At 46.3% G+C, this 18,823-nt stretch carries 18 protein-coding genes; 3 read left to right on the top strand and 15 right to left on the bottom strand.

What is annotated here, in order from left to right; translation table 11 throughout:
- Nucleotides 1-44 precede the first annotated feature (44 nt).
- A complete protein-coding gene (locus ACFOEE_RS16140; RefSeq protein WP_377126567.1) occupies nt 45-731 on the bottom strand; it encodes a DUF3334 family protein in 687 nt (228 codons plus the stop codon).
- Between the two features lie 113 nt (nt 732-844).
- On the opposite strand from ACFOEE_RS16140, the gene cmoA reads away from it, so the two are divergent.
- Nucleotides 845-1,570: a carboxy-S-adenosyl-L-methionine synthase CmoA gene (gene cmoA / locus ACFOEE_RS16135; RefSeq protein ID WP_377126564.1), complete on the top strand. Its 726-nt coding sequence runs from the start codon at nt 845-847 to the stop codon at nt 1,568-1,570.
- Between the two features lie 15 nt (nt 1,571-1,585).
- Nucleotides 1,586-2,554, top strand: a complete 969-nt coding sequence (cmoB, locus tag ACFOEE_RS16130; RefSeq protein WP_377126561.1) for a tRNA 5-methoxyuridine(34)/uridine 5-oxyacetic acid(34) synthase CmoB — start codon at nt 1,586-1,588, stop codon at nt 2,552-2,554.
- A 145-nt stretch (nt 2,555-2,699) separates the two neighbouring features.
- Here the strand turns inward: cmoB and ACFOEE_RS16125 are convergent, their stop codons facing one another.
- The 14 genes from ACFOEE_RS16125 to ACFOEE_RS16060 form a co-directional block, all read right to left on the bottom strand.
- Entirely contained in the window at nt 2,700-3,176 is a 477-nt protein-coding gene (locus ACFOEE_RS16125) for a GNAT family N-acetyltransferase (RefSeq protein WP_377126558.1), read from the bottom strand.
- A 97-nt stretch (nt 3,177-3,273) separates the two neighbouring features.
- A complete protein-coding gene (locus ACFOEE_RS16120; protein WP_377126556.1) occupies nt 3,274-3,828 on the bottom strand; it encodes a DUF924 family protein in 555 nt (184 codons plus the stop codon).
- A 55-nt stretch (nt 3,829-3,883) separates the two neighbouring features.
- The gene (locus ACFOEE_RS16115; RefSeq protein WP_377126553.1) at nt 3,884-4,453 is read right to left on the bottom strand and encodes a cysteine hydrolase family protein; all 570 of its coding nucleotides are present in this window, start codon (nt 4,451-4,453) and stop codon (nt 3,884-3,886) included.
- Between the two features lie 33 nt (nt 4,454-4,486).
- A complete protein-coding gene (locus tag ACFOEE_RS16110) occupies nt 4,487-5,440 on the bottom strand; it encodes a VWA domain-containing protein (protein ID WP_377126550.1) in 954 nt (317 codons plus the stop codon).
- Nucleotides 5,440-6,498: a VWA domain-containing protein gene (locus tag ACFOEE_RS16105; RefSeq protein WP_377126547.1), complete on the bottom strand. Its 1,059-nt coding sequence runs from the start codon at nt 6,496-6,498 to the stop codon at nt 5,440-5,442. Before ACFOEE_RS16105 ends, ACFOEE_RS16110 begins: the two co-directional genes overlap by 1 nt.
- Before the next feature lie 8 nt (nt 6,499-6,506).
- On the bottom strand, nt 6,507-7,280 hold the full coding sequence (locus ACFOEE_RS16100; protein WP_377126544.1) for a MotA/TolQ/ExbB proton channel family protein: 774 nt from the start codon (nt 7,278-7,280) through the stop codon (nt 6,507-6,509).
- Nucleotides 7,281-7,429: 149 nt separating this feature from the next.
- Nucleotides 7,430-9,430, bottom strand: a complete 2,001-nt coding sequence (locus ACFOEE_RS16095; protein ID WP_377126541.1) for an SUMF1/EgtB/PvdO family nonheme iron enzyme — start codon at nt 9,428-9,430, stop codon at nt 7,430-7,432.
- 12 nt (nt 9,431-9,442) lie between these two features.
- The gene (locus ACFOEE_RS16090) at nt 9,443-10,936 is read right to left on the bottom strand and encodes a hypothetical protein (RefSeq protein WP_377126539.1); all 1,494 of its coding nucleotides are present in this window, start codon (nt 10,934-10,936) and stop codon (nt 9,443-9,445) included.
- 15 nt (nt 10,937-10,951) lie between these two features.
- Nucleotides 10,952-12,244 (bottom strand): hypothetical protein, encoded by a 1,293-nt coding sequence (locus tag ACFOEE_RS16085; protein ID WP_377126537.1) that lies wholly within the window; start codon nt 12,242-12,244, stop codon nt 10,952-10,954.
- Nucleotides 12,245-12,262: 18 nt separating this feature from the next.
- Nucleotides 12,263-12,988, bottom strand: coding sequence for a hypothetical protein (locus tag ACFOEE_RS16080; protein WP_377126534.1), 726 nt, complete (start codon nt 12,986-12,988; stop codon nt 12,263-12,265).
- 248 nt (nt 12,989-13,236) lie between these two features.
- Complete coding sequence (locus ACFOEE_RS16075; protein ID WP_377126531.1) at nt 13,237-14,715, bottom strand: alkaline phosphatase D family protein; 1,479 nt, start codon at nt 14,713-14,715, stop codon at nt 13,237-13,239.
- A gap of 351 nt (nt 14,716-15,066) precedes the next feature.
- Nucleotides 15,067-15,753 (bottom strand): RelA/SpoT domain-containing protein, encoded by a 687-nt coding sequence (locus tag ACFOEE_RS16070; RefSeq protein ID WP_377126528.1) that lies wholly within the window; start codon nt 15,751-15,753, stop codon nt 15,067-15,069.
- On the bottom strand, nt 15,753-16,853 hold the full coding sequence (locus tag ACFOEE_RS16065; RefSeq protein WP_377126525.1) for a ParA family protein: 1,101 nt from the start codon (nt 16,851-16,853) through the stop codon (nt 15,753-15,755). Before ACFOEE_RS16065 ends, ACFOEE_RS16070 begins: the two co-directional genes overlap by 1 nt.
- A 271-nt stretch (nt 16,854-17,124) precedes the next feature.
- Entirely contained in the window at nt 17,125-17,727 is a 603-nt protein-coding gene (locus tag ACFOEE_RS16060) for a LysE family translocator (protein ID WP_377126522.1), read from the bottom strand.
- A 187-nt stretch (nt 17,728-17,914) separates the two neighbouring features.
- Between ACFOEE_RS16060 and ACFOEE_RS16055 the strand changes: the two genes are divergently transcribed.
- The gene (locus ACFOEE_RS16055; RefSeq protein WP_377126519.1) at nt 17,915-18,787 is read left to right on the top strand and encodes an AraC family transcriptional regulator; all 873 of its coding nucleotides are present in this window, start codon (nt 17,915-17,917) and stop codon (nt 18,785-18,787) included.
- The last annotated feature ends 36 nt before the right edge of the window (nt 18,788-18,823 follow it).

Raw genomic sequence — 18,823 nt, 5'->3', positions numbered from 1 at the left:
GGAAAAAGGCGCCTAACGCGCCCTTTTGTCATTTTGTTTTATCTTTACAGCCCTAATTGCGCCATAAAGTCATCGTCTGCATCATTTTCTACCTCAGCATTTGCAGCCTTTTTCTTATCTTGGGCTTTTTTTGCTTGGTTCGCGATGATGGTATCTGGGTCGACTGATTCGGCAATATCAAAATCGTGTAGCTTGATAAACTCTGTTTTATCCATTGCTAATTCTAAATAGAAAATATTTTGATTTTGCGTGGTGAAGGTTACGCGGCGTGCTTGTGGTCTATCCATAGTGGTATCCACAGAAATTTGCACTTGCTTGGTAATCGCCATCATTTTAGGTTGGTTTTGCGTAATTGAGGTGTGTAGCTGCTCACGCACCTTACTGGTAAAGTCACCGACGATTTGGTTCATCAGCTCACCCATCACGTTCGATACGTCGTCCGATAAATGGCTTTGCGCGATTTCCTCTTCCGGCATCCCCATGCTGCGCATATAGTCTTGGTAAATTTCCATTGCCGCTTGCGCGGTGAAATTGGTTACCACTAATCCTGTAAAACCGCCGTCAAATAACACAAAACAGCCAATATCTGGGCGCATACATGTACGCGTGATTTTTTGCACCATGGCAGAATAGCTGATGGAATTTCCCGACGCCGAGGACAATACCTCAGTCACTGAATGGCATAACGTAGATAGGATATCTTCGGTTGTGATCACTTTGCTTCTCGACATTCGTTATCTCTTTTTGATCTTATTGTTAATACTAGCCAAGCTTATCAATTTATCACTGACTATCCAGAATAAAATGCTAAAATAGCGCGATTATTTGCAAAGAGAGACACATTGTGAGCGGCACAGACAGTATTTATGCCCAAGAGCAGAATGTTAAAGACTTCACTTTTGACCAACGTGTGGTGGAAGTGTTCCCAGATATGATCCAGCGTTCAGTGCCGGGTTATGCCACTATTGTCAGCACCATGGGCAAGTTGGCTGGGCAATTCGCACAAAGCAATTCGACCTTGTACGACTTGGGCTGTTCTTTAGGTGCGGTAACACTTAGTATGCGCCGCAATATTGCCAAAGAAAATTGCCAGATCATCGCGATTGATAACTCTGAAGCCATGGTGCAGCGCTGTGAATTACACCTGCAAGGGTTTAAATCTGAGGTGCCAGTCAAAGTGCAATTGGGCGACATTAATGATGTTGCGCTCAGTAATGCCAGTGTAGTGGCAATGAACTTTACCTTACAGTTTATTGCGCCAGAAGCTCGCCAAGCGCTGCTCGCGAAAATCTTCGCGGCATTAAAACCGGGCGGTGTACTTTTACTGAGTGAAAAAATTCGTGCTGAGAATGACTACAACGATAATTTGCTGATTGACCTTCACCATGACTTTAAGCGTGCCAATGGCTACTCTGAACTTGAGATCAGCCAAAAGCGCACCGCCATTGAGAATGTCATGATCACCGATAAGCTCAGCACTCATGTTGCCCGCTTACAGGCAACCGGCTTTAGCCAAACCCAAGTGTGGTATCAGTGTTTTAATTTCTGTTCGTTAGTTGCGGTCAAATAGTGAGAGGGTTTTCGCATGCAGCATTGGTTTAATGATTTTTACGCCGCGATTGCTAAATCGCCCCTCGCCCATTGGCTAGATACTTTACCTGCGCAACTAACCCACTGGCAAAAAGAAACCCAGCATGGCGAATGGTCACAATGGGAAAAGGTATTGAAAAACCTGCCGGTTGTTTCAAGTCAACACTTTGATATTCAAACTAAGGTCGAAATTGGCCGTGGCGATGAACTCGCTGATGGGCAAAAAAAGCAGTTAGAACATCTCTTAAAACGGTTAATGCCGTGGCGTAAAGGCCCGTTCTTTTTGCATGGTATTCATATTGATACCGAATGGCGCAGCGATTGGAAATGGGACAGATTGTTACCTCACATTAGCCCATTACATGGTCGCCATGTGTTAGATATTGGCTGTGGCTCTGGCTATCACTTATGGCGGATGCGTGGCGCGGGTGCGCAAATGGTGGTTGGGATAGACCCTTCTGATCTGTTTTTGGCCCAATTTCAAACCATTAAGCATTACTTGCCCGATCCGAACGTGCACTTTTTACCGCTGGGTGTAGAGCAATTACCTGAGCTTAAAGCGTTTGATACAGTATTTTCGATGGGGGTGTTATACCATCGCCGCTCACCTATCGACTTTTTGGCGCAGCTTAAAGCGCAATTACGTAAAGGCGGCGAGCTAGTGCTCGAAACGTTAGTGGTGGAAGGTGATGTGCATACTGCGCTGGTTCCTACCGACCGCTACGCGAAAATGCGCAACGTATGGTATATCCCAAGTTGTGATGCGTTAAAGTTATGGCTTGAACGGGTGGGCTTTAAAAACGTCCGCGTGGTCAATAAAGATGTCACATCATTAGATGAGCAGCGCAGCACCGAATGGATGCAAACTGAGTCGTTAAAGGACTTTTTAGATCCGAACGACATCAGCAAAACCATCGAGGGCTACCCTGCGCCACTACGCGCTATTTTTATTGCCGAGGCATAAGCGCATTAGTTTTGCATATCATTTTCTGTCTTTAACCACCAACGCCAGTTGGTGGTTATCACTCTTTAGGCTCTGCCTAAAATCTCTATCAAAATTATAGATAACTTAATTATAAAAGCGGCTATTTAACCCTTTCTATCGTTTATTAAACTAAGTTGTTTATCATCACGGCTGCGCCCTCACCATAGCTGGCTGAGGCGATTTGATTGGTTTCGGTATAGCCAAACTTTTGCCAAAACTGCACCGAGTCTTGTACCGATACCAATAAACTTTGCTGATAGCCGTGGGTTTTGGCTACCGCCAGCAAATGCTCCACCATCGCCCGACCCGCACCTTGCCCTGCTAAACGCTGCGAAATAGCTAAGTCATGCAGGAATAAAATGTGCCCGTCCGCTGCTGCAAGTTGTTGATACAACTTAGGGGGCGTTTCACTGTGCCACCGATGCGCCAATAAATAGCCACCGATTTCACCAGATACATCACGATAAACAAAACAGGTTTCCGGCGACATCAGCCATTTAGCTTGTAATACCGACAAACTTTCCGGCTCAACCGCGTGATAAACCTCAGCTTGGATCTCAACAATAGCAGTCCAATCCGTGGCTCGAATGGGGGAGATCATTTAACTCACTTCTCTTTGCACTTAAAGCCTGATTATACCCAAGTACGCAGAGCTTAGGTGAATTTCCCGACGAACCGTCTGAGTTAACCGATGAGGGTCAAAAACTAGAATCCGGCTGCTGTAAAAACGCTAACTCTTCGGCGCTAGACTCACGCCCCAGTATGGCATTGCGATGCGGATAGCGACCAAACTTATCAATTATGCTTTTATGTTTGAGTTCAAACTCATAGTTGCTTGGCTCACCATACTGCTTAAACAGCGGTACCGCTAATTCGTGGATATGACGTGACTCACTGTGCATATAAGGCATGAGCAAAAAGGCTTGTTCAACTGGTGTCAGTTGCTCAAGCGTCCCCATCGCGACGGCTTCTTGTGCCAAGGTCAGGGCTTGTGGGTCTTGGGCGAAGGCGTGTGCGTTACCGCGATAAATATTGCGAGAAAATTGGTCTAAAATAATCACTTCCGCCAAGCGCCCTTGACCAAATAAACGCCAGTGGTGGAGCTCCCCAGCAATGGCTTGTGCTAGCAAGTCGGTAAAACGCGATTTAATCACTTCATCGAACGCTTCCCCACCGTTAAACCACTGTTTCGGCTCACTTTCTACAAACCAAAAATCCAGCACTTGCTTAAATTGTGTTGTCGGGTTATCCATAGTTATTCCTTGTTTTGCACGGGTATCTTCTAAGTACTGAGACAACTTGCCAATATTATCTCGCCACTCCCATACTGGCAGCACTTTTCATTTCGCCAACAATATTCGCTGTGTTCAAAGCTTGAATAGGCACACCAAAACTGCGGATAGCTGAAAGGGTACGATTGTGATGCTCACGGATAAACCCACCTTTAGCATGGGCTTTATCCTGCGTGGTGTGGGCGTCAGCCGCAATGGTCACCGCAAAACCTCGTGCCGCAGCACTGCGTACCGTGGTATCAACACAGAATTCGCTAGCATAACCACAGACGATAAGTTCTTTAATCTCTTGCTTGGCCAGTAACTCAGCCAAATTGGTGTTTAAAAACGAATCTGGCGTGGTTTTACGCACCAGCAAATCACTTTCGGCTTGCTGTAAACCTGCTTGTAGTTGCCAACCCGCGCTTTGATACGCAATCGGCGTATCTGGCTGTTCGTGTTGAACCATAATCACTGGGATATGAGCGGCACGCGCCCACGCAGTTAAACAGTTGATGTTTCCAATTACCACACCACTGTCAGCTGGCGCTGGCACCGCATCGAAAATACAACTCTGTACATCAATCACTAATACTGCTTGATTCATTGCTTTTCCTTAAACTAGAAATTTAACCCGACACTAGAAATTTAACCCGACAAAAGCACCGCGATTGCGCTTTGCTACAGCTTGCATAAAAGCAGCAAATTGCGCGGCATTTCCATCTCTTGGCCGATAAAAGCCAATACCATGAATACGAAAATGTGGCTTACCGTTTTTATTTAAATTGGCTTTCGTAATGCCACCCACAATAGCATCAAGATCTGCTGGTCGATAGTCATCGCCAAAAACATATAAGCTGACTTTACCACTTTCTTTTTTGTATAAATCTAACGCCCGTTTAATTCCGACTTCAGGCGCACTGCCACCGCCAGTAAAGCCTTTCATACGTGCCAAAGCCTTTTGCCGCATCGTAGGCGTATCGCTAAGCCACTGACCTTCTTGACCCGGATACAAAAAGTCGCCATCTGCCGCCATCACCTGAAAGCCTTTCATTTGGGGATGGTTGCTAAGAATATCGCCAACCACCTCAATGACTTTTTGCCAGCGCCCACCGCCAGCCATAGAGCCTGAATTATCAATGACGAAGATGACATATTCAGCATCGGTAGGAATACCACCTACCGCATCTTCTGGTTTCGTTGCCGTATTAGGGGTATTTAAGCGCGCCGTCGCTAGGCGCAGCTCTACACGTAATGACTGCGCCTTGTCTTGTAATTGCAGCAAGGTTTGCTGCGCACGCGGTACAGCAGTTGCGAGATTCTTTGCCGCATCGCTACTCGATGCCGAACTAGCACTGACCTTAGCAAGACGCTGCTGCGCGTCTGACACCTCAACTTGGCGTTCATTCACCTGTTGCTCGGCTATCAGTACCATATCAAGGAGATTGCTTAAATTCTCAGCTCCTTGTTCGTTTCCATCAGTGCCATTTTTTGATAGCAGCACCAACATCACCACCGCAGCAAATGCGCAAGAAATGATATCAAGGAAGCTTAAGGTAAAGATCTCTAAAGGCGGTCGTTGGATCTTTCTCATTACGGCCACTCCGGTGCGGGGGCTAAAAAGGTGCCGCCCGTAACTTGAGTCCAGTTCCAATACATTGCCGAGGCATACGGATCGCCTTCAATCGGCAGTAAAATGACATTCATCGCCACTGGTTTTTGGCTGCGGCTAATAGTTGCTAGCAATAATTGCTGACGACACTCGGAAGAAATGGATTTTTTCTTGCTCAAAACACCTTTACAACTCACGCTTAAACCGTCGCCCAGGGTCGGCAAGCCATCCGTGACTAAGTACACATCACTGACCGATGGCGCAACTTTAAAGAGCTCGTCTAAACCAACTTGCAAATTGGTGCCGCCGTTGGGCACTAACGCTTGAATATCTTTACTAATAGCTTGTAGTGAGTCGGCCGCTGCCGCGCTATTGACTGGCCGATGACCAAGGCTGCGTGCTTGCTCAGAAAACGCAATCACAGTCACTTTGGCGTCCTTTGGTACGCGCGCTAGCAACCAATTGGCCACTCTGAGCGTACGCTGCCATTTGGCTTGTCGCACTTTCTGTTGATCTGGATACGCCATGGCTCTTAGCACTTCGACCAAATTATCGCCCATCATAGAGGCGCTGATATCAAGCAAAATCCCAATGTGCTTGCCTTCAACTTTCATACCGGTAATGTAATTTTGCTCGCCTTGCCCAGCTATTTGCACGCTGGCATCCGGTTGCACTTGTTTTGCCACCGCCGCGATTTGCTGTTCTAAATCAGCCACTACTGCCAGTTGTGTGGAAATATCTTGGAGCAATTTTTGCTGCGCTTGGCTATTGGTTTGCGCAGCGCTTTTATCTTGCTGTTGCTGCGCCACTTGCTCAGCAATTTGCTGTTCTAAATCAGCCAGCGTTTGGCTGAGCGCTTGTTCAGCCAAAGTTGCATTGGCTAACTCTTGTTCTAGCTTTTGCTGCTCTTCACTTGGGGTGGTGGTAAAGGCATTAAAATCGACCAAAATAAAAATCAAGATCACCGCGCCTAAGCCGCAAGCCATCACATCCAAGAAAGACATATTAAAGCCGTCTTCGGCGCGTCGTTTTAGTCGCATATCGGCTATTAGTTATGTAAATGCGCGAGCAAATAACGCTCACAAGAGGCTTGCGTGCGTAGCACCATAGCATCCTGACGGCTATTTAATAAGTGCATGAAGTACATCAAAATCAGTGAAATAAATAACGCCACTAAAGTCGAGTTAAAGGCGACCCCTAGCGAGGCTGTCATGCCGGAAATATCCCCCGCTAAGGCTTTGTCGGCTTGTGCCAATGCTTGTCCAATCCCACGTACTGTACCGACGAAGCCGATACTCGGAATGGCCCAAATAATATAGCGGATCATATTGTTACCGCTTTCTAACTGAGCAGCTAAAGCATCAACAGAAGATGCAATCGCTTCTGCGGCATGCTGAACATTATTGGTATTTTTAAAGCGACGAATACAGTTTATCCACGTTGCCATGGCGGGGTTGTCGCGATAGCTTGAGCCTTCAAGTTCACTCAATGCTTGTTGAATATTAAGCGGTTGAGATTTGTCGTGGCTGGCAAGAAAGTCTCGGGTATACAGCGCTTCTTCATCCACCAAACGCCACAGCTTATAACCCATTAAAAATAAGCAAAATAACAGTAAGGAAATACAGACTTGCTGCTCAACGTCTTTCAGGATCACCCAAATAGACGACAGCGACTGGGCGCCAGCAGTGGCAAACACGGCCTCCGCCGCTGGGCGAATTACCCCAGCAAAAACCAGTTGCACCAGCGTAAAACACACCGCCAAGACGATAAAACTAACCAGCAGCGGCGGGTTCATGGTCGCGGTTTGGTGATTATGTTCCATATTTATCCCTACATTAAATATTGGTTGGAAAATCTTGTGGCGCATCTAACGACACAAAATAAGCGCTCGCACCGCCGACCACAGTAAGCAGCAGCAAGGCAATCATGATTTTTTTCTTCATCGGTCAGTTCCCCTCAAAGTTGCGCCTGTTACTCGTCAAAACGCGCAATGCGAAAACCGACATCGTCTTCGCCATTTTGGCCTTTATCGCGCACGCTAGCGCGTAGCTGGCTAAGACGGCCGGTTTTGTAAGAAGCGCCTTTAATCACATGGCTGCCATCAAGCCCCGCCGAGGAGCTTGGGCCGCTGTAATCTAGCTGCTCGCCAGCCGCTGGCGGCGCAACGGTGTAAAAGTCATACACCCATTCGCGCACGTTGCCGTCTAAATCAAAGAGATTACTGCGGTCTGCTTTAAAGCTGCCCACTGGCGCTTTTCCGCTAAAGCCGTCTTGATAGTTGTCGAGCACAAAGGTTTGCTTGCCTTTTAAGCTTGCATCGGCAAAGTTGCCTTGTTTGTCTTTCACCCGTTCTTGGCTGCCCCAAACGTATACCGTAGCGGTACTGCGGCGATATTGCTTAGCCACAAACTCCCACTCAGCTTCGGTCAAGAGGCGATATCCCGCCGCGCTTTGATTAATGGCAACTTGGCTGCCGCGCACTTGGTAAAAAGGCGCCAAACCTTCTTGCTCACTCAGCCAATTACAGTATTGCACTGCCTCTAACCAACTGATGTTGGTAACCGGCTCATTGCCCGCTTGGCTTGCCTGAGCCCCCTGCATAGCAGCAAATTGCGCATTGGTGATCTCATGTTTTGACACCCAAAACGGCTTAGAAAACTTAACGCCAAGCTGATGTTCATGACGCATCCTGCCCGCTTCATTCACTGGCGAGCCCATAGTAAAACTTGCCCCCGCGCTTTGGATTTTCTCCATGCTGATACCAAGCTGACTAATAAACAGCGGTTTTCCTTCTTTGCGCCGCGCCGCAAATTCAGTTAACAGCTCAGCATTGACGGTCTGCATTTGCTTACTATTCGCCGTTACGGTTTTTTTAACGCTGCGAAAACCGACCTTTTTAAACTCCACCGCCGTTGGTAAGGTTTGCAGTTTAAGCTTCAGTGGCGTAGTACCTGCTAACTTACCATCCAGCCACAGCTCAGCGGGTTTATCCGCATTAAACTGCACCTCGCCATACTCAGCTTGTAAGTTAAAGCCCAAGGTTTTGCGCTCGCCGGGGCTTAGAGTGAGCGCCTGCTGCTGCGCAATAAAACCCGCCCGCTCATAACGCACCAGATGTTTCACATTGGCATCAACACTCACAGGCGCAGTAGCTGGCTTGCCGTTTAACAGCAGCACGCCATCACTTGGCGTTAAATCTACTTTTAGCTCAGCTTGCTCAGGGAGTAATTGATAATGGCGGGTAACTTCCCGTAACGACTGCGAAATTCGAATAGTATCTTGGCTTGTTTCATAGCCCGTTTGCAGAATTTGCAGTTGGTATTCGCCACCCGCAATGGGTAAACCAAGCGGTGTCACCCCTTTTATCTCACCATTTAACACCACAGACGCGCCAACTGGCGTAGAGGTAATTTGCATATGCCCTGCAATTGGCGTAAGCGTTAGCGTTTGTTCTATTTTGCCTGCAATTTCTGCTTGAATGGTTAAGCTTTGTGGCTCAAACCAAGGGTGCGATAGTTGCAATTGATATTCACCGGGAGGTAGCGACTGACTAAATACCGCCCCAACTTGACCCGGCTGACCGTTCACCGTCCACATTAAGTCATCCAAAGCGGGCGCTGCGGTTATTTTCACCTCAGCGGGTTTGGGCTGTAGCACAATCTCGATATTGGCTGGAGAGTCTACGCCAATTGCCACTTTTGCCGCGATATATTTATCAGCGCTGACCAATACTGTGGTATCGCCTGGCAAAGTATAAAGGGTGTTATCGAGCATAAAACCAAGCCCGCTGACCACATCAATACGTGCCGTTGCTGCTGCCGCTTGTGGGGCAACATTTAACACATAGCCACGCATTACAAACAACCAGATAAGATAACCCACCATCACCACCGTCATGGCGATACTGGTTATTAACACTAAGGTTTTGCGCTGTTTTTTATCGGCATTGATTTGCGCGTCTAAGCTACTCACTCTGGCTCCTGGTTATATTTTTTTACGACAGATGATTTCAACCACCAAAGGCGCAATCGTTTGAGCGACTTGCACTTCGATAATTTCAGTTTGATAGCCTTGGCGTGAGGCCTCAAAACGATACATTCCCGGTTTTAGTTGAATGGTCTTCTCTTTTACTACGCCAACGTTCCCCACCCCTAATACGCGAATACTGGTTTTATTATCGCTAATAATTTGCACTGCAATCGCGGCGTTTTGTTGTGCCATGCTGTCCTTAACCTCTTCAACCTGCTGCGCCAACTTGCCACTCATGGCCGCAAGTGGAGTCGCTTCCAGAATAACTTGATTGACATGGGCGCGAATATTTTCGTCGCTTAAGCGCTCTGGCTTTGCGAGCAATCCTGCCAGCTTTTTCGCCGTGCTATTGATGCGCTGCGCTTGGCTATAAAAATCGCGCACCACGCTATTATTGGGATAACGCGGTAAGCCTTTTTCTGCCAGCATGCCTACCGTTTGCCATTCATCTAACTGACTAAAAGTCTGCAGTTGGCTGACAAGGCCAGCCTCTCCTGCGGCTTGCTGCTTATCTTGTAGTTGCTTACTTAAGGTGTTTAATTCTTGGCGCGACGCATCAATTTTCCGCGCTGCTTGTAACGCACTGGCGGCGCTGTCTAAGTCGTCAACCGCTAACGCCGCCACTACTTTTTCGGCTTGCTGTGCAAAGGCTTGTTGCTTGATAGCCGCTTTAACTGCTGGCAACTTTTGCTGAGCCTCAACTTGGTTAGCATCTAAACGCAAAATGCGCTCTAAAGCCTCGGCTTGTGCTTGTAGCGAGCGGCTTGCCAGCGCTTGATGATATTGCTCCCAAGTGGCAGTTAGCTCGTCAATCACTGCCAAACGTTGCTGTAACTGCTGGGCAGGCGCAAATGTCGGGTTCAATTGCAGCGTTTTATCAAGATGGAACTGCGCGCTTTGCCATTGTTTTTGTGTAAATGCCGCCTCAGCCTTAGCAAAGGCTGCTTCATACTCATGCTGGTAAGCTAAAGGTAATTGTTCTAGCGCTGGGGCAAGTTCATTCAATAACGCTGTGGTAACGCTAAAATGCTGTTGCCCGTAAGCTTGGTACGCCTCTTCCAATTGCTGGGCCAAATCTGACAATTGGCTTTGCCCCCAAACGGCCAAACTCGGCTGCGCCTCTAATGCCTGAATACTCGCTTTGGTGTCGGCCAGTTGCTGCTGTAAAGCCTTGCGCGCAGAGTCAGAATAGCCAACTTCATCAACAACCACAGCAGCAATTGGTGTGGCTGGTTTTGATGCAAACCACCAACTGCCCGTAGCGGCAGCGCCCAGCGCCACCACAGCAAACAACAGCCCCATAGAAAGCTGTTTGCCGCGCTTGAGCTTCGCCGCTGCAATTTGCTCATCTAGGCTTGGCGCACTTACCGCTGGTTGTGAGCTTTGCACTACTACCGGCAATTGTTTCGCACTTTGCTCTGAATTTGGCTCTGAAGATCCCTGATTCAAATCTCAATCCTTGCGTTACAGTTGGTGATCTGGCGTTGCTTCAATTTGGTAAATTTGCAAAAGCTTATGTCTAAACTGGCTATATTGCTCTTTGGCCGTGCCCGTTAGCTCAATGGTTTGCTCATTAAATTCCACCACTTGTGGCGTGACTTTAATATCTAAATTCTGGCCTTTTTCTTCCAACACATCGCGCTGCGCATGAATGGCTTTATTCGACTGGATCGCTTCATTTAAGTTATACGCGCCCACTGCCGCTGCCACCACAGCACCAACGTTACCCGCGGTTGAATTGGAGTTTTTGCTAAGTAACACCCCACCAATAATTCCAATTGCCGCTAACGCTTGGGCTTTAGCGCGCTCCGTTTTTTGGCGGCGAATATCGACTGCGATTGGCAAAGTTTCGCGCTGATACGTACGGTAAGCATCGTGAGTATCGGCATAAAAGGCTTCATAGCTGGTTTGTAGATTATCAACAAACTGCTCGTCTTTAGCTTTGATCATCGCAATGCGTTGATACATTGGATCTTGCGCCGAAGGTAAACCCGTTAGTGTATACACTTGTGAGTTTGAGAAGAAACCTTGCGACTTTTCTTTTAAATACGGGCCAAACACCTCAGGGCTGTACATCGCCGCGTAACGCACGTCAGCAATTTGCTGTACTTGTTGCTTTTCTTGCTCTGAGCGTTTCATCAGCAGTGAATAAACATAAGCGGCAACGTTATCAAAAATCGGCCCGTAGGGGTTGTCTTCTTTACGTAGCGCATCGCGATAAAACCCTTCACCAACGCGGTGCTCAAACGTTTGTTCGCCCCAAATTTTGTTACTGGCATCTATTACGCGTACGCCAACCGCCACGGTTTCTGTATCGGAATGATTGATGCGACCTATGATATACAGATCTGACGAACTGCTGGCATCGGGCGTGACATTAATGGCACCAAAAGCTTTGGTTTTTGCTAGTGCTTTTTTGGTTTCAATGGCAAAGCGGTTCGCTTCTAAGCGACGCACTTGTGGCCAAATATCTTGCTCGACGACTTCCTCATCATCAATATGGCCGTTATCATCAAGCGGAATACCCGGATCAAAAACCGGAATCGCCACATCCAAAAAGATATTTGAAGTGTAGTTATATTGTTTTTCAGAACTGCCCTTGAGCGATGACGACTGCGGTCCATTTAAGGTTGGCCCCACAGAGGTAACACGGCTTTGCTTAGAGCCAGTAGATTGACACCCTGCCAATAAAAATACGCTACCAAGCATAAGTAGTAGCGCATTGGCGATAGATTTAGTTGATTTGTTATAACTCATACGCGCCTCTCACTGTGCCTATTGGCACTGGTATTCTTTCATCAATTGTTGAAAATGTTGTTTTTCTGCGGCTGTAGTGGCTGATGCTAAGCCCTGTTTGATGGCATCGCACACCGCGCTGCTACCACCGCCACCTTGCCCTTGCTGATGTGCTTTGGAGCTACTTGATTGTTGTGATGACTGCTGTTGGCTTTGCTCAGCCTGCTGGTTTTGCGTTTCAGTTTGCTGGTTTTGTGCGCTATTTTCGCTGCCTGCTGCTTGGTTGGCACCCGCAGCACCACCTGCCTCAGCGCCTGATTTTGCTGCACTCATGCGCTCCATTCCCGCTTGCATGGCGTCGTCCATACATTCCGCACTGGCATTAAGGCTTTTTTCTAAAATGGCTTCTTGGCGCGCAATGCGCTCTTCTTTGGTCAAGAGTGTTTCGTCGACTTCATCAAATTCAATATTGGTGCAATCACGAAAATAACTCTCTTGTGGCTGGTTCTTTACAGCCTCCAGTGGCGGCTTTTTTTCTATCTGAGAACAGACGGGTAACGCGGTAACAGCCAATAACACACACAACAATCTAGACTGTTGTAAAAAAGCGGCGAATTTCATTGCCTGTTCTCCCTTTTGTAACACCTGATAGACCACACCGAGCTTCGACTTTAGCGTGCTGACCGCAGCGTGGCTATTAATAGCGATTGAATACCACGTATTTGCTGCAAACTTAGCCAAATAACGCAATACAGCAACTTTCATTGTGGATTTAACAAAACCGCAATGAAAGTTACAACGACAAAATTGTAAAAACTCGTAGCCCAGCTTTACAAACGTAAACTGAGCCACTGTTTACAGCCAAGCATACCCACATTATTAGGCGTTGCAGCTAGCTGGCAAGTAAACTCATCCCTATTTGCTAAATGCTCGGGATGAGTGAGCGCAGCCAACCTCTATGCAACTCCCAACAGGTACACTATTTAATTAGGTAAACCATTGAACTAGGTAAACTATTGGATTGGGTACACTGGCTCGTCTTTACCTTCAATTATCCAATTAACCCACAGCTTACCGTCTGTGCCCGCTTGCAAAGTGGTAAAGTTACGGCAACGCAGATATTTATCACCACCAAAAGGTTTGATCATACTGGCGCTGATTTTCTTTGCTTCGTCCAAATATTCAACATCATCGTTTGTCACTGCGGTAATACCCAGCCACTGCATAAAGCTAGGCGCTGGGTGTACAATCCCCGACGAGACTATTTGATGGATTTGCACCGGTTGCTGTTGGCACTCAGCGCGAATAACACCAAGTGCACCAACATGCACATCGCCAGATAAAATCACGGTTTTTCCCTCGCGCATGCGGGCGTTTTCCAACAATCGCATGATTAAGCGCGAGCGTTCACCTTCGTGCTCTTTAGCCCGCCAATGGTCTTTTAAATCATCGGTAAGTTCTTCTTCCCAAGGCGTCGCATCGACGGCACTTTCCGCAAAGGAAAAATCACGGTACACCACAGGCACTGCACTCATCAGTAATAAGTCACCGCTTGTTATGGTCGCTAGGCTTGCGATAACATCCGCCCAATGCGCCGCTCCCATGACTTGTTTAATTGTCCGCTCTGAACGATTATCCAGCGCTAAGATATTCAATTTTCTAAACTTGAGCAGCGTTGTAAAATGCGTTCTAGCGCCATTAACTGGGATTAAACTCGGGTTATCCGTACCGCGTAATTGCAGTAATTCAAAATGTCGTTTTGCTTCTTGATAAATCGCCTGATACACCTCGCAGTTTTGAATATCTGCAGGGTAACTGCCCCAACCATCAAAAATATCGTGGTCGTCCCACATCATCACACTTGGAATGCTTGCGAGCATGTCGGCAAAAGGTTGTTTGTTCCAACGGTCAACGTACAAATTGCCGTAAAAATTAGCAATTTGTTGCTGCATCACTTTACTGGCTTGAGCTTTGACTTTTTTATCGCGTGGTTGTTCATTCCAACTTTTTAAACTGGTGACTTGAGTCCAAATGGAATCCGCATAAAGCTGGTCGCCGCCCATCAGCAGCAATGAAAATGGCGACTCGCCATGCAGCTTTTGCATCTTCGACCACAGCGCGTACGGGGTTTCTGTGGAAGTCAGCAATTTATAATCCGAAAACCCATTACAAGAGCAATATGCCATACGGGGCTCTTCTGTCGCACCTGGTTGATAAAACTGCCAACTCGACTTACCCGCCGCGCTTGAAGCTAGTTCACCATCGAGTTGCACTTGGTAATCATGCGTTGTGCCATTTGGCGTCAGCGGCAATGCCGCACTGGCACGCCACACCCAACCTGAGGTCAGTTCGCCAAGTTTAGTAAATACCACCGCATTACCGTTTAGCACTAAATCAAGCTGATTAACGTTTGGTTTGGTCATCACCAACCAAGAGTATTCGGTGTCGGACGTGATGCCCAAAATCGGACCTAAAACGAGTTTACTTGCCATCTTCACTTTTCCTTGCAAGGGGTGCTTCTATGCTCAGCACGGCACGTCTATCGCTTGATGCGTACCCGAGCTAAGAAGCTAAGAGGTTGAATACCTTCATCATACCTGCGCACAAAGATAAGGTAACGTATTTTTAACAGTGCGCTTAGGCATACAAGTGTAGCGTAATTTTTGTAGGGTGCGGGATTGGCTGTGGTATTGACTATGATTGAGTGAGGTGGATTGCACAGTAAACCCATAAAATAGCGGAGCTATTTGTGATGACTTGGTGCCTGAAGGGGGCGGTGGTAATGCTCCGCTCACTGGCAAATTTGGAGCGCAGCGGAAAATGTGTCCCTGCGCAGCACCTTGCTAAGGCTTGCCATATCGCCGCATAATTGAATCCGCGAGGTGGCTCCCAGCGCTAACTAATCTCGCCAAAACCCTTATGTTCTCCTTACACTGTTCATCTTCTACAGGGAGCGGGTAGTTCATCGTGTGGTCTATTTCCCCCCACACTTCTTCCAATAGAGTTCGAACTTGAACCTCGCATGTTATTAGGCTTCTCTCATTTGGCTTTAAAACATAGTGGATACTAGTGTAGAAACTGTCTTTTTGTTGAGTTTCTATACCAAGAGAGTGAAAGAATTTATTTGAGTCTGGATCCCAAGTGTATGCTTTTGGGTCTTCAAATAAGCAGAAATCACCTTCCTCAACTTTTTTCATGATCTCTTTATGGATAGTTTCAAACTGCTCTTGATGTAAGTGAAGAACTCGAACACCAGCAATGTCTGTTATTCGGCTAAACAAATTATTCCCATTAATCGAGCCTAGCTGTTCCGCTTCTGGCTTTTGTTCATCTTCTCGATTTTTCCGTTCAACCTTTTCAAGTAGGTGATCGATATCTTTTAATCTATGGCGAATCGAATGCACAATACCTTTAAGCGACCGAGCCTCAAAAAAGCTCCTGACGGTCTTGTAGAATAACTCAAGAGAGTCAAAATTTTGATCGTAGACTTCAAGAACGTCTTTGTATTTTTCTTTAATCTCCTTATCCATTAGTCATCCAACCCCTCTAATCTACTTAGAAGATCTTTTGCAAAAGAGCGATAGAGATCCCTTTTTTCAAAATACATCTCACGATTACCTGATATAGTAGGTCTGTCTGAAGGGAGCAAATTTGTTTGATTAGGTACGTCCCAAATGGGCACTCGATATTTCTGCGCCATTGATGGAAGGGTATTATGCGAGTGCATTACAGACTTTTTGCCTATAGGTGAACCTATAATTTCTTCGTCTAAATGGTCATAACATTCTGCGGGTATATGAGTTTTTATTGAACTTGGCAGCCGTTCTACGTACGAGTAATGCGCTGCAGCAAGATCAAGGTCATTTTGACCAGTATATTTCTTAGCATTGTATATGGTGAAACCAAGAAATTTTACAAAGTTCTTTGGAAATACAGCTCTTTTTTTGTCGGGTAATAAACTATACATCGTTTCAAATTGATTTTTCCAAATTTTAAGTGCTTGGCCGATATTTGTAATACCGAATGTTGAGAACATATCCGGCATACACGGTACGAAGAAACCTGTAGACATTGATATAAGGATTCTGTTTAAAATTCCCAAACTTGGAGATGTATCGATTATTACGTACTCATAGCCGTATTTATCACCTGCCTCTAGGCAGATATTTCTTATGCTTGTTATCACTCTTAGAGCTTGAGGCTCACCTAGAAATGCATCGCTCCAAGATTTTGATATTTTGTCCTCATAAGAATGAAGACTCAATCGACCGGGAATCAGTCCCAAATTTTCATTGATTTTATAGACGCTACCTAAGCTGAATGACTCGAATACACCATCTTCAATTGGCTTGAGCAAACAATGAATTGACCTTGGTTTCTCAACAAATTTTTCAAAGGATTCTCCTGACTCTTCCAATGCAGCTTGGAAATCCTCAATGTATGGTTCTTCCTCTATCCAAAGCTCTTCCAATTTTTCGGGAGAAATGCACTGCAGAGTCAAATTTGATTGGGGATCGAGGTCAATCATTAACGTTTTCTTACCCATCTCGGACAAAGCGCAAGCCAAATGAAAGCTCAGGGTAGATTTACCTACACCACCTTTGTTATTAAAAACTGATACGATCTTCAATTATAAGTCCTCACTTTGTAATTTGTGTACATTAACAATCTTAATCAACGAGCGACTCAGATCTTTCTGTCTCAAGTCGTTTCGTTTTAAAACATTGTTTACTTCTAGCACTTATCTTAACTGATCGCTATTACAGAGCTTTACATCAAAATTCACTCTCACCAGACTACTTTAGTTTCGCAGCTAAGTGTGGGTATTTACGCATAAACAAAATATATAGCATCGAGGCGTAAAGCCTCACCTATAAATCAAAAACCGTGCAAAGCGCTGCTTAACTTAATAGCTCGTGCAACACAGGTAGTACAGATAAAATCAGTAAGATAGACATAGTGTAGTTAAAGATATTGCGTGCTTTGCCACTACTTAACCAACGCTGCAGCCCCGCGCCTGCAACCAACCAAAGGCCAACACAAGGGAAGGACACGAATAAGAAAACAGTGACAATCATAAGATGTGCATCGCCAAAACCTTGCCCCACTGGGGTGTATGCAGCAATGGCTCCCGTTGCCACTACCCAAGCTTTGCCGTTGATCCATTGAAATAATGCACCATTTAAAAAATTAAGCGGTTGTTGCTTTACCGTATTGGCTTCAACTTGACCGCTGCGCGCCACTAACCAAGCAAGATAAATAAGGTAAATTACCCCTAACCATTTAATCACTAGGTGTAACTGCGGATAAGTTTGAAATAAAGACGCAAAGCCGAGCGAAACCACCAGCAACATTAAGGTAAATCCACTACAAATGCCTGCCAATAAAGGCAAACTGCGTTTAATGCCAAAATTAACCCCTGAGGTCATCACCAAGATATTATTTGGTCCTGGGGTGATAGACGAAACAAGCGCAAACAACAAAACAGCAATGACATAGTCCATAATCGAGTCCTTGATGAGTTAAGCTAAACAATCAAGCTAGGGTTACCCTAGCAAGCGCTCGGTTGTGCGCCAATCAAATTTTTGTCATCTGCAAAAATTGATTAAGCGCAAAAGCGCAAACATTATCAATCGGGTTTCAGTTAAGGTGGTTTTGTCCCGTAATGAGCAGTCAAAGGAGGCACAGACAATGAGCAAACAACGTACCCAACACCATTACCAAAAACGCTTATTGGCGGTCATTGATTATATGTACCAGCACATAGAGCAAGATTTGGATGTGAATACCTTGGCCGATGTTGCATGTATGTCTTGTTACCATTTCCACCGTATTTACCGTGAATTTGCTGGCGAGCCAGTCAATGTCACAGTGCGGCGTATCAGGTTGTTCAAAGCGGCGACATTTTTGGTGCACAGTGACCTTAGCTTGGCGGATATCGCCAAACGCGTGAAATATGGCAGTGTTGAGGCGTTTCATCGCGCCTTTTGTAAGCAGTATGGTGAAACTCCACTGCGCTATCGACAACTGCGTAATAGTCAAGCGCTTGAAGGCTCTGTGTTTTACCCCACAAATTGGAAGGAATACAAAACCATGTACCAAGTTGAACAATGTAAAACTGATGCCGTAGCGCTTTACGGTATCGCCCATCAAGGCGACTTTATGCAAATTGGCCAAGCCTTTGAAAAACTGACTGTGTTGGCCACTAACCTTGGGCTGCTTAACCAGCAAACACGCTTTTTTGGGGTGTATTATGACGACCCTAAATCTGTGCCCGTTGAACAATTACGTGCAATGGCGTGTATTAGTGTGGCGCAGCACACTGATCTTGAGCATCCCCAATTGCAAAAGCTCACCATTCCTGCCGGAGAGACCATTAGCTTGCTGTTTAAGGGCGATTATACAGAGCTTGAGCAGCCTTATGAGTGGTTGTTTGGCCAGTGGCTACCACAAAGTAACCTTGAGCTGGCAGACTTTCCGCCGTTTGAGGAATATCTAAACGATAATCGCACGACCGCTCCGCAAGATTTGCTCACACGCATTAACTGCTTGTTGAAAGTTTAGCTCTACGCAACGAAGTGGTATGGGACTCGCCTACCA

Origin of the sequence: Pseudoalteromonas fenneropenaei (assembly GCF_042643375.1) — a bacterium.
In the GTDB taxonomy this organism is placed as follows: Bacteria; Pseudomonadota; Gammaproteobacteria; order Enterobacterales; family Alteromonadaceae; genus Pseudoalteromonas; species Pseudoalteromonas fenneropenaei.
This window is presented reverse-complemented; position numbering and strand designations above follow the sequence as displayed.